Source organism: Sulfurovum sp., assembly GCA_026990595.1.
GTDB lineage: Bacteria > Campylobacterota > Campylobacteria > Campylobacterales > Sulfurovaceae > Sulfurovum.
Genome location: JALXCZ010000044.1, coordinates 1 through 12,680 on the forward strand (window position 1 = coordinate 1; position 12,680 = coordinate 12,680).

General features: G+C 40.2%; 10 protein-coding genes. 3 read left to right on the forward strand and 7 right to left on the reverse strand.

The window, feature by feature from the left end; all coding sequences use genetic code 11:
- The first annotated feature begins 43 nt into the window (after positions 1-43).
- The gene (gene topA / locus MVE01_RS08210; protein WP_472561738.1) at positions 44-2,245 is read left to right on the forward strand and encodes a type I DNA topoisomerase; all 2,202 of its coding nucleotides are present in this window, start codon (positions 44-46) and stop codon (positions 2,243-2,245) included.
- Here the strand turns inward: topA and MVE01_RS08215 are convergent.
- Positions 2,235-4,721 carry a response regulator gene (locus tag MVE01_RS08215; RefSeq protein ID WP_472561699.1) on the reverse strand — a complete coding sequence of 829 codons (2,487 nt, stop codon included), beginning with the start codon at positions 4,719-4,721 and terminating at the stop codon, positions 2,235-2,237. The genes topA and MVE01_RS08215 overlap by 11 nt on opposite strands.
- Positions 4,714-5,313, reverse strand: a complete 600-nt coding sequence (locus MVE01_RS08220) for a hypothetical protein (RefSeq protein WP_472561700.1) — start codon at positions 5,311-5,313, stop codon at positions 4,714-4,716. The genes MVE01_RS08215 and MVE01_RS08220 overlap by 8 nt, the downstream gene beginning before the upstream one ends.
- Positions 5,314-5,558: 245 nt before the next feature.
- On the opposite strand from MVE01_RS08220, the gene MVE01_RS08225 reads away from it, so the two are divergent.
- Entirely contained in the window at positions 5,559-6,416 is an 858-nt protein-coding gene (locus tag MVE01_RS08225; protein ID WP_472561701.1) for a biotin synthase, read from the forward strand.
- A complete protein-coding gene (locus MVE01_RS08230) occupies positions 6,403-7,557 on the forward strand; it encodes a cation:proton antiporter (protein WP_472561702.1) in 1,155 nt (384 codons plus the stop codon). The genes MVE01_RS08225 and MVE01_RS08230 overlap by 14 nt, the downstream gene beginning before the upstream one ends.
- Here the strand turns inward: MVE01_RS08230 and MVE01_RS08235 are convergent.
- The 5 genes from MVE01_RS08235 to MVE01_RS08255 are packed head-to-tail and all read right to left on the reverse strand — an operon-like array spanning position 7,554 to position 12,680.
- A complete protein-coding gene (locus tag MVE01_RS08235) occupies positions 7,554-8,321 on the reverse strand; it encodes a hypothetical protein (protein ID WP_472561703.1) in 768 nt (255 codons plus the stop codon). The genes MVE01_RS08230 and MVE01_RS08235 overlap by 4 nt on opposite strands.
- A 4-nt stretch (positions 8,322-8,325) precedes the next feature.
- A complete protein-coding gene (locus MVE01_RS08240; RefSeq protein WP_472561704.1) occupies positions 8,326-8,577 on the reverse strand; it encodes a hypothetical protein in 252 nt (83 codons plus the stop codon).
- A gap of 9 nt (positions 8,578-8,586) precedes the next feature.
- The gene (eno, locus tag MVE01_RS08245; protein WP_472561705.1) at positions 8,587-9,861 is read right to left on the reverse strand and encodes a phosphopyruvate hydratase; all 1,275 of its coding nucleotides are present in this window, start codon (positions 9,859-9,861) and stop codon (positions 8,587-8,589) included.
- 27 nt (positions 9,862-9,888) lie between these two features.
- On the reverse strand, positions 9,889-10,092 hold the full coding sequence (locus MVE01_RS08250; RefSeq protein WP_472561706.1) for a hypothetical protein: 204 nt from the start codon (positions 10,090-10,092) through the stop codon (positions 9,889-9,891).
- Positions 10,093-10,109: 17 nt separating this feature from the next.
- Positions 10,110-12,680: a DUF2339 domain-containing protein gene (locus MVE01_RS08255; protein WP_472561707.1), complete on the reverse strand. Its 2,571-nt coding sequence runs from the start codon at positions 12,678-12,680 to the stop codon at positions 10,110-10,112.

The following is a 12,680-nucleotide window of genomic DNA, read 5'->3' on the forward strand; positions in this document are numbered from 1 at the left end:
TGCTACAATGCCAAAAATTTCTATATATAAAAGAAAGTCATTCATGAAAAATCTGATCATAGTCGAATCACCGGCAAAAGCACGCACCATCACCAACTTCTTAGGCAAAGATTACAAAGTCATCGCCTCCAAAGGGCACATACGCGACCTTCCAAAAAGTACTTTTGGTATCACGATAGATGATGAAACCGGGGATCTGGTTCCTAAATACTCCATTCCCAGAGATGCCAACCCTACCGTCAAAGAGTTAAAAAAACTTGCCAAAGCCGCAGAGACAGTCTATATCGCGACCGATGAGGATCGTGAGGGGGAAGCCATAGGGTACCACATCGCCAAAGCTATAGGTAAAGAACCTACAGAACTTCCGCGTATCGTCTTTCATGAGATCACCAATTCAGCCATACAGCATGCACTTGAAACACCACGCAAGATAGACATGGACTCCGTGGATGCACAGCAGACGAGACGTCTGCTTGACAGAATAGTCGGGTATAAACTCTCTCCCCTGCTTGCCAGCAAGATACAAAAGGGACTTAGTGCCGGAAGAGTACAGAGTTCTACACTCAAACTCGTTGTGGACAAAGAACGTGAGATCAAAGCATTTAAACCTGAAGAATACTGGACTATAGATGCACTTTTTGAAAAAAACATAGATGCAAGTATCTACGACTATAATGGACTTAAAATAGAAAAACTCACTATCAAAACCCAATCAGATGCAACAGAGATAGTCACCTCTGCGAAGTCTGAGTCTTTTGTGGTAGCTTCTATCGACAAAACAAAACGTAAGACAAAAACGCCACCACCATTTATGACCTCTACGCTGCAACAGGCAGCATCTACACAGTTAGGATTTTCTCCCAAAAAAACCATGATGGTAGCTCAAAAGCTTTATGAAGGAGTCAAGACAGACAAGGGGACGATGGGTGTGATCACCTATATGAGAACCGACTCGATGAACCTTGCCAAAGAAGCTGTAGAAGCTGCCAGAGAGTACATCAAAGCTACCTATGGAGATAAATATCTTCCAAGCAAGGCAAAAAATTATGTGACTAAGTCAAAAGGAGCGCAGGAAGCCCATGAGGCTATCCGCCCTACTATGGTTGAGTTTGACGCCAAAAAGGCTGCAGATTACCTCTCTGTAGATGAACTGAAACTTTACAGACTTATCTATAACCGTTTCTTGGCCTGCCAAATGACTGAAGCAGAACTTGAGTCGCAAAGCATTCTTTTTAAAGGAGACAAATGTACCTTTAAAGCCTCTGGCAGAAAACTTCTCTTTGATGGTTTTTACAAAGTCACAGGACACGGGGATAAAGACAAGCTCTTGCCTGACCTTACCAAAGGACAATCAGTGAGTCTGGATGACATCAAACCTGAGCAGCACTTTACAGAGCCTCCTGCACGCTACAATGAAGCCAGTCTCATCAAAAAGCTGGAATCTCTAGGTATCGGACGTCCGAGTACCTATGCCCCTACCGTAACTATTTTGCAGACACGTAAATACATTGAGCTAGAGAAAAAACGTATCCATCCCACAGAAATAGCCTTTACTGTGATTGAGATGCTGGAAAAACATTTTCCGGAAATCGTTGACAGTGGGTTTACCGCAAATATGGAAGAGACACTGGACAAGGTTGCTGAGGGAAAAACAGACTGGCAGACCATACTCAAAGCATTTTATACCCCATTTATGCAAAAAATAGAAGAAGGTAAAAAAAATATTAAAAGTCTTAAAGTAGCTATTCCTACCGGAGAGAACTGCCCAAAATGTGGTTCGGAACTTCTTTTGCGTAAAGGACGTTACGGTGAATTCATCGCCTGTTCGAATTTCCCTAAATGCAAATATACCAAAAATACGGATGGTACGGAAGTAGAAGGTCCGGAAGAGACAGATGAAAAATGTGAAAAATGTGGTTCCATGATGGTCATAAAAAATTCCAAAAGAGGGAAATTCCTTGCATGTTCTGCTTACCCTAAATGCAAAAATGCAAAATCTCTTGAGCCGGCAAAAGAAATTAATGTGCCTTGTCCGGAGTGTGGGGGAAAACTTCAGGAGAGAGAAGGACGCAGAGGAAAATTCTTCGGTTGCACCAACTATCCTAAATGTAAATTCATAGCCAACTTTGAACCTGTCGATAAAAAATGCCCAGAATGCGGATACACTATGGGCATAAAAACATTAAGAGGCAAAGAAGTCTATGAATGTTTTAAATGCAAGCACAAAGAAGAGGTCAGCTCTTAAGGTAGAGCTCCATCTCTCTTCTAAGCCTGCTCCACTCCTTTTTATAGATAGGGATATACTCTTCCAAAGAGATACCCTTCTTGTTTGCCAAAAAGACCAGGATCTCTTTAAATATCTTTGTTAAACGCACTGCTCCGACAGTTTCTACCAAGCTTAGGGTATCACGGGAAAATACCTGCAACTCTGTAAATTTTCTTTTGGAGATCATTGAAAGAAAATGCTCATTGGAATTTTCCAGTAACGTTTTTACCTCTTCAAGTATCTCTCGGTAAAATACTTCATTATGTGCATTCATAATACCCTGCTGTACATCCAGTACCTCTTTGTTTGGCATATATCTCTCAACAACATGATTCTCTTTTATATTTGAATCTATCTCTTCCTGTATCAGATATCTGTCCATAGCTGTATAAAGTTGCCCTATTTTAAAAGGTTTTACGATACAGGCATCCACGCCTGCCTGACCCATACGTTCTATTTCATGGTTAAAGCCCAATCCTGTTACCGCTATGATAGGTATGTCTTTTAGCTCTGGATCCTCTTTTATTTTTCTTGTTGCCGCAAAACCGTCCATGACCGGCATACTCATATCCATCATGATCAGATCAATATCATGTTCTTTGAGTATGTCCAATACCTGAAGACCATTTTCTGCTTTATATACATGCATATTGGAAGCACTCAGTATACTGCTCATTACTTTTTGATTTACAAAATTATCTTCTGCGATCAAAATATTCCTGCCTGCAAATTTATGGAATTCCTCCCTAGAAACTTCCGGCGCTTCGGTGATCTTGATCGTTTTTTGATTATGCTCATAAGGCACGGGGCTTGTCTCTTCTGTTGCAACATCGGTCTCTTTGGGTACCAGGAAAAGCTGGAACAGTACCTCTTCAACGTCTCCGGGTATGACAGGGCTGTAAATCTCTGCATCTGTGATCTGAAGAGCAATATCCGCCAGATCCTCTGACTCAAAGATCTCATGCATAAGAATCACTTTCAATCCTTTTGTGTGACGCATCTGCTGAAAAAATTCCAAATGCATAGGTGTGATATCTTTTGAATTCAGTACTACAATATCCCAATCTGCATTTTTCGGTTTATGTTGTCTAAAGTGAGAGGTCAGTTCTCTTTCAACTTTTACATCAAAAGATTCCAAAATATATTTTAAGGTTTCCATATTCAATGTGTCATCATCAATAATATGAACATTTTTTCCTTCCAGTATCTCTCTGAGTCTTTCTTTATTGCTTCTTGCCTCAGGATCTTTGATGTAGGGCAGTTTCAACGTATAGGTTGTACCATTTTTTAGACTGCTTTCAATCAAAAATTCTCCATCCATTTGGGAAACAAGTTCGTTGGTGACAAAGAATCCGAGATCTTTATTTGTTTTTTGAAGATCCTCCCAGCTGCTTGGGACAAAAAGTGAATCTATCTCATCCTGATCCAGAAACTGGTTCTCATTCAATATATTAAAAAGCAGTTCTTTTTCTTTCTCATCAACCTTTATGGTTAGCATTATTTTACCGTTTGTACTCTCTTCATCATCTAAAGAGTTGGAAAGTACATTATGCAATACTTGAAAAATACGAAGAGAATCTCCTACCAAATATCGTGTCACATTTGTTTTGACATTATAATAAAAAGTATTATTATTCTTTTGCAGTAGTCCCGATATGGCATTCGTTAGTTTGTGTAGCAGCATACTTAGCTGAAACGGCTCATGATGAATAATGATATTTCCTGATTTTATTTTAAGAAAATCGATCATTTCATACGTAGTATTAAGCAGATCATCATCATGTTTTTTGATATTTTCTATCTTGCCTTTTATCTCAACAAGTTCCTTGTTTTTTACAGGTGTCTCAAGTATCTTTGTTTCATTTTTAAGGTTCTCTATGACTGCATCTTGGATCTTTTCTCCCATCTTTGAGAGAATGAAGTTCTGTCTTTTCTCTGTCTCTTCTTGCTTTTCCTGCATTTTTGCATGTCTTTTTTTAATGTGCTTGATCTGATCGGAGGAGAGGAAAAGTGCCAAAATACCAATGATCGCCAGCCCAAATAAAGCAGTCCACAATGTCGGATCTTCTTTTTCAATATAGACTTTCTTTTCTACGTATTTTGTTTTAGGCACAAAAACTTTTTTTGGTGTTGTATTTTCTAAAATAAAAGCTTGAGGAAAAACATCTCTACTTTTTAGATACACTAGCGTCAATGTATCGCTATTGGCAAAAGGACCCACTTTCAATATATATTTGTTATCTGTCCCTAGGATATTTGCACGAAAATCTTCCTTACGCTCCAGTTTCGACAATGTTTGATCCTGCGCTATAAGTAAATTATATTTATCCAATGCTTTATGTATAGTGCTGTTGGATTCGCTTGCTGTCAAAGCAATAAAATTTGATGAGGACCCTGCCAGCAAAAGGGCTGAAAAAAAGATCATCCATGCCATATAATGGAATATTCTATTCATACTGTTCTCCTATATGATCCATTTGTATTTCTACTTTTTCCTGATATTTTTCAAGCTTTTTTTGTAATTTCTTGATCTTGTTAATCTGCCGTGTACTGCGATAGACCAAAAGAAGTCCTGCCAAGGCAAGTACGATCAGTGCCAGCCACTCGTTTGGAAGCCCTTTGATCAAGGAGGTTTTTTGAACTATACGTTTGTTTATCTCCAAGCTACTCTTTTTTAACACCACAGGCTCTGTTTTCTTTTTTACCAAAGACTTCACAGGATGTATGGCTTTGGTATTTTTTTTCTTTCTTTCCTGTACAATGAAAGCATCCGGATATTTTGTCTGAAGCAATAGTTTTAACTGGTTTTTTAACGAAACTGTTTGAATAGGTTTGATCACCGTAAGCACATATTCATCAAGTAATTCCATACCCAATTCCAGATGCTCTTCTCTCTGTAACTTTTTTGCCGCAGGATTTTCCTGAAAGAATTTCTCCAGTTCATAGAGGGATCTAGCAGCATCAGAACTCTCTTTCTGTGCACTTATGACCATTTTATCATTGATCGCCTGTGCAAAAACCGTATGAATGAGGAAGAATATGATCATTAACTTTTTCATTGGTTCACAACGTTACTCCTCCCCCAAAGTATCCTATTATAATGTATGATTGTATCATAAAATTAATAGAGTTAGATAAATAATTACTTCGTCTTGGCTATAGCCAGGTGTTGTAAATCTCTTGCACAATCTTACATTAGGAAAGCCCATTGTGAATGTCTAGATTATTCAGACCCAAATATAATACGCTTTAGCTATAATTAGAACCAAAATTCAATATAGCGAGACACTGTATGCCCAATCGTAAAGAGATATTTTTATGTGCTATCAATAATATATTAAGCGGTACATGCCAGGAAGACTGTAAATTCTGCACACAAAGTGTACGGTATCATGCAGATATACAACGCTACAACTACAAAGACATCTCTCAGATCGTTACAGAGGCAAAGATGGCTAAAGCCAATGGTGCTTTGGGGTATTGTCTGGTGACTGCAGGAAAAGGTCTGGATGATAAAAAAGTAGATTTTGTTGCCCGTGCTGCACAAGCGATAAAAGCTGAAATCGAAGATCTGAATCTTATTGCCTGTAACGGTACGGCAACAAAAGAGCAGCTACGTTACCTCAAAGCACATGGAATAGACAGCTATAATCATAATTTAGAAACTTCTGCACGGTATTATGCCCAGATCTGTCAGACCCATACATGGCAGGAACGCTACGAGACTTGTGAAAATGTTAAATCCACAGGACTGGCACTCTGCAGCGGTGGTATTTTCGGCATGGGAGAAACCCTTGAAGACAGAGAGGAACTTCTCTCTGCCATTGTCTCACTCTCTCCGGAATCCACACCGCTGAATTTTTACCACCCCAACCCTGCATTGCCTATAAAAACCCGCAATATAGCACTTGAAGAATCTCTACAGATCATTTCAAAAGCACGTTCCATGCTGGGAGAAGATACGCTTCTCATGGTTGCCGGAGGCAGAGAGCTTCTCTTTACGGGGAAAGAGGAAAAAATGTTTGAAGCCGGTGCAAATGCTATCGTCATAGGAAACTACCTGACTACAAAGGGGCTTGCACCCAACAAAGACAGGCATATGTTGGAAAATTTAGGCTATGAGGTTGCTGTAAATTGTGATACACACTAACATTTCCCTCATACTGACCCTCTCTTTGTTAATATGGGGAAGTCCCTTTGTAGCAAAGCTCATCCGGATACCTATCCCACCCGTGGAAATTATTTTAGGTTCTCTTTTTGCCTACACAGGTCTGATCGGACACAATGAATATTTTGATCTTATTGCAGAAGTAGGTTTTCTCTATCTTATGTTTCTTGCCGGTATGGAAGTAGATCTAAAACAGATCACAAAAAGCTCCAAAGTAATGATTCAAAGATCTATGCTCTTTTTGTCCCTTATGGTTTTTTTCTCTATTTCTTCAGGTATCTTGTTTCGTCTCAATACCATCACCGTTATTTCTATGCCGCTTATTTCCATAGGATTGCTCGCTTCCCTCTCTAAAACATATGGCAAAGAGCAAACATGGATACGTGTGGCTTTTATTGCCGGGATATTAGGGGAGATCCTCAGTATTACAGCACTGACAGTATTTGATGCAGCCAGTACAACCGGCTTCAGTATCGCACTGATCATAAAAATAGGATATCTCGTTCTTTTTATTGCTTCAGTATATCTGCTTTACAGATTTTTGCATCTTCTTTTCTGGTGGTTCCCTGAACTCAAACATACTCTTGTTCCCAAATTCAATATCTCCGATCAGGATGTTCGTTTATCTATGGCACTCTTTTTTATTCTAATCGCCGTCATGCTCTCTTTGGAACTTGAACTGGCACTGGGTGCATTTATTGCCGGTATGGCGATCTCTGCATTTTTCCATCATGAGAAAAAACTGGAAGAGAAGATGTCAAGTCTGGGGTTTGGATTTCTGGTTCCCCTGTTTTTCATACATGTAGGAAGTTCATTTGACCTGAGATCACTTATGGTAGAGGGCGTGGTCTCAGGAGCACTACTGATCACTTTTTTAATGATGCTTTCCAGAATATTGGCTGCGATTGTGCTAAAACACATCAGCGGCTCCAGAGATGCACTTCTGATAGCACTTTCTCTCTCTATGCCGCTGACACTGCTTGTAGCTGTTGCCACGATCGGATATGAAACAAAACTATTGGATATTTTGAGCTACTATCAACTCATTTTGGCAAGTATTTTTGAAATATTGATCTCTATGGTGATGATCAAGATTTTACAGACAAAAAGAGAAGAGGGCTAATCCTCCTCATCCATCTCTTTTACAGCATTTAGATACTCTTCTTGGGCTTTTTGTGTTGCTTGGGCTTTTTCACGTGTAATATTGATATCTGTTCCCTCTGCTGCAACTTCAGATTCTTTTGGGGAAACTTCTTCTTTCACTGTGCTCTCTTGAGGAAGATTGGTTTGGACAGCTTTTTGTTCTTCTTTTTGTGAAATATTATCCTCTTGCACTTTCATTTCAGCTCCTTTTTGAGCCTCTTCTCTCTTTTTAGCAAGTCTTTGGGCTTCATAGGCTTTAACCTCACGCTTTTCTTCTTCCAGACGTTTTTGTTCTTCCTCTGCTTTTTCTTGTGCTATTTTTGCTTCTTCTGCTTTTTTAAGCTTCTCATGTTCAGCCCTTGCCTGTTCTATTTTTTCCTGTTCTGCTTTAACTTTTTTAATTCTCTCTTCTTCTGCAGTCAGTTCGGCTGTTTTTTGCTGAGAAACTGTTTGTTTACTGTTATTGCCCTCATTATTTGCGCTGTCACTATTTTCCTGTGCTGCTGTATTTTTCTCTGGGCTATTTGCTTCTTTCCCAGTTTCTTTTGGCATGGCAGCATCCTCTGCCGCTTCTGCTTTTTCTTCTTCCTGCTCTTTTTTCTGGGTCATTTTCTTTAATTCCGAAAGAAGACTGTCCTGATCCTGATCTATCTTTTTTAAATTTTCTCCCAGATCAAATGGATTATCCGATGCATTCGCACCTACCAATACAAATATTACTGCTGCCCATAAATATTTTTTCATACTATTACTCCTTTGGTTCTAACTGTTTTAATTCAAAAAATTCTTTTTGAAGCCTTTGATTTTCTGTTTTCAAAATTCTCTCTTCTTGAATTAATCCTTGTTTTTTCTCTTTTAACTGATTCAAAACAGTTAGTGAGTTCTCTCCATAGATCAAAACACCAAGATAGATACCAAAAAGCAAAATACCGATCGCTGTGATCAAAAGTGTCTTGATCGACAGTCCGGCAATTTCCTCTACTTTTTGTACACCTGACAAATCATACCCTTATTTAGTAAAAAGTGAGCTACCTAGATACTCGAACTGTCCTAGCTCTGCTTCAATTTCAAGCAGTCTGTTATATTTGGCAATCCTGTCAGATCTTGCGGTTGATCCGGTTTTGATCTCTCCAGTATTGAGAGCTACTGCAAAATCTGCAATGAACGTATCTTCACTCTCTCCTGAACGGTGGGACATCACACAGGTATAACCATTTCTTTGTGCCAGTCTTACTGTCTGCATCGTTTCACTTACGGTACCGATCTGGTTTGGTTTGATCAAAATAGAATTGGCAACTTCTTTCTCAATACCCTCTGTCAAAATAGCAACATTGGTGACAAAAATATCATCCCCTACAAGCTGTATTTTATCTCCAAGAACCTCAGTCAGCTCTTTCCATCCTTCCCAGTCATCTTCACCCAGCCCGTCTTCAAGAGAAACGATAGGATACTTTTCACACATATCTGCATAATAAGCAATAAGCTCAGAACTTGTAAGTTCTCTATCTTCTGATTTCAATACATAGTTTCCGGCATCATTCATAATCTCACTTGCTGCCACATCAAGCGCAATAGCGATCTGCTCGCCGGGTTTATACCCTGCTTTTTCAATGGCTTGCAGAATAATTTGGATAGGCTCTTCATTTGACTTCAGGTTTGGGGCAAATCCACCCTCATCACCCACAGCCGTACTTTCACCCATTTCATCGATGATCTTCTTGAGATGATGATAGACTTCAGAAACAGCTCTTAGCCCTTCAGAGAATCTGTCAAAACCTATCGGCATGACCATATACTCTTGAAAATCCACAGAGTTATTTGCATGCTCCCCTCCATTGATGATGTTCAACATCGGTATCGGCATCACCACAGCATTGGCTCCACCAAGATAACGATACAGAGGCATCTTCATACTGGCTGCAGCTGCACGTGCTACTGCCATAGAAACACCAAGTACCGCATTGGCACCAAGATTGCCGTAATTGTTCGTACCGTCAAGTTCTTTCATGGCAAGGTCTATCTCTGCCTGATTAAACGGACTGAGTCCTACCAAAGTATCATAAATAGATCCGTTCACATTCTCGCATGCCTGAAGCACACCCTTGCCCATATAACGGTCACCGCCGTCACGCAATTCTAAAGCTTCTCGTTTCCCTGTACTCGCACCACTAGGAACAATGGCATTTTCTACCGTACCGTCACTTAAACTTACCGTTACTTTTACAGTGGGGTTCCCTCTACTGTCCATCACTTCTGTCGCTACGATCTCATCGATAAAAATCATCTTTTTCCTTATTTGATTATATATTTGCTATATTTTATCCAAAATCTTCTGATAATTCGTATAGATAGGATTTGTCCCTTCAAAATATTCCAAGATCACCTTGCTGTAACGGTCATATGGGTTCTTCTCTTTGCCAAGTCTAAAACGCTTTTTATAAGAGAGGTCATAACTATTTAATAAAGTGAGTACATGGTATAGGAAAGGATGGGTATGTATGTCTATGGTTTGCATGAATCCTCTTTTTCTTTTTAATTATTTATTTTCTCTTCATTGGGAGGCATAGGAACAAAATACCCTATCAGCAAGAGCAGTGTTCCTACCACAATGAAAGAGATAATCCTCTCTATCGTCCCTGAATGTGCAAGCTCCACAAAGAAGAGTTTGAGTACTACCAAGATAAGCAGCCCAAATCCACCTAACCACAATGTACGTTGTTTGTACACTTTTGAAAACACCATAGCCACAATCGCCACTACACTCCACAAAATGGAGATACCCGTTTGAAAGTAGCTACTTTGCCATAAGGCAGTAGATGTATAAGCTATCCCTTGTAAAGCATGTACATATCTTGCAAAAATAACCGTAAGGAGTACCCATTCCAACACCGTTATGCCACTATACATCTGTAATATGCTTGACTTAGCCCATATTTCACTCTGTTTACGTACCCCGTAAACCATCGTTCCAAGTACAGACAGTTGCATAAAGTCTATGGGGTTTAGAAGAGGGAAATAGTCTATGCCTCTAAAGTCTGAGGGTACCCCAAATGCACGTATTTCCCACAATGCAAGGCATACAAACAGCCCAGCCAAACCAATGTTTTGATAGGCTTGTTTATGTTTGCCCAGATACTTGGAAAACAGTAAGATACCCATAGCAAAAAGCAGTGTTACTATGCCCCAAGAAATCAACATCATACTCTGCCCTACCTGAGCCAATGCCATATGGTAATGCACTTCAAAAGTAAGCACACTCACCATAAACCACAGGGTCAAGACATGCAAGACTTTTGCATAACGCCAAAGCTTGTCGTAAAGAGAAAGCAACAGATACTGCACCCCAATCAAACCAACAAATGCCCACAGACCATACGACAGAAAAGGGTGGACAGTGTCAAGATAATCCCCTACATCTTTAGAAGCATAAAATAGAAATGCACCTAAAGGCAAAAAGCCCTGTAAGTTCATAGAAAGAAGTCTCCATTTAATGGCTTGTACTACAGCAACACAAATGAGTGCAGCGACTATGAGACTAAACACATAAGCATCATCGCCAAAATACGCTAACTGAGAAGGGGTAGCCGTAAACCATAATATCAAAGAGAGTAGTAAAAAGAGGTAGATAAAATAGTGCGTAAAACGATGCAATATCTCTCTGTGCGTATCTAACAGCCATGCAACAGTCATCGTACTTGTAATGACAATGAGGAAGCCCAAATACTCCACCATGCTAATGCCACCATAACTTACACTTTCAGGATACACCACCACAGAAACCAGCAATAAGAAGATACCAAAATAGCGTGCTATCACCTTGTTTTGTTTGAGCGATACCCAGATGATGGCGGCACTCTCCAGCGACCATAAGGCAGCACTCACATCTCCATCGAAGATGTACGGAACAGCGATAGTAAAAAATACCACAGACAAAGCTAAAAATGACTGTGCCAAAAGCCCTGTACGCTCTTTGTTTTTGAGTATCCAATACAAGAGAGCATACAGCATACCCAATGCCACGGCACTATAAGCTTCGCCATAAGCAAAATGTTGCACCAAACTAAGTTGTAAAGGAAAGGTAACCACAGGCAGACCAAAGACCAAAGTGCCATCGACTAAGTTTTTAGGCTCGTAAGGGTGCTTGAGGGTAAAAAGTATCGAGATGACTAAGTACATCGCAAAGAAGATGAGTAAAAACGGTTCTGTACTCTCAAACATTCCAGAGCGGTAACGCAGCACACCCCATGCCGTAGCGATGACAAAGGTAAAGACAAACCCTAGCAGATTTAACACACGCCAAGAACGGTACCAAGCCACAATGAAAATACCAAGATTCAAGAACACATAGTAAGAGAACAGCATCACATGAGAGCCGTCACCACTAGATGTCAAGATGGGTACCAAAAAACCACCTGCTGAGGCAAACAATGCCAGAGGTAAGGCATCTTCTAACACCGCCAAGAGCGAAGCGATGATGACCACCAGTAACATAAGTGCAAAGGCAGTCTCAAGGGCTAGCAGTCCATAAAATTTGGATGCCCCATAGATGACAAGGTAAAGCATCGCCACACCAAGCCCTTGAAGCACTTGCCCATACGCCCCTTCCCTCTCCCGAAGCCGCCATCCAATCCCCATGAGTACCACCGCCACAAATGCTATCGTCCAAAGTCGCATTTCCATACTGATGACACTATGCTCCGCTGCATACTTCACCAAAAATGCCAACCCAATGAAGAGTACTACCCCACCGATGCGCACAAGGAGATTTCCTCCTGTAAAGTAGTTCGTGAGCCATGCCGTTATAACAGACGGTTCTGCCACCTGTTGCGGGACTCTAGGTTCTCGGTGTTTCTGCTTAAAGATTTCTACCTTTGAGACTTCCTCTACAACATCTTGCACCTCAACAGTCTCGTTCATAATAGGTTTTTCTACTTCCTCTACGCTAGACATGGGCTCTTGGACTACTTCTTTAAAAACCTCTGTTTGTTTTTTATCTTTACGCGATGTAAGTCCATAAACCAGCTTCTCAAGATGTTTGATTTTGCTCTGCAAAACAAAGACCCAAAAGACCAAGATGATGAAGAATAGTGCTTCTGTGTTCAT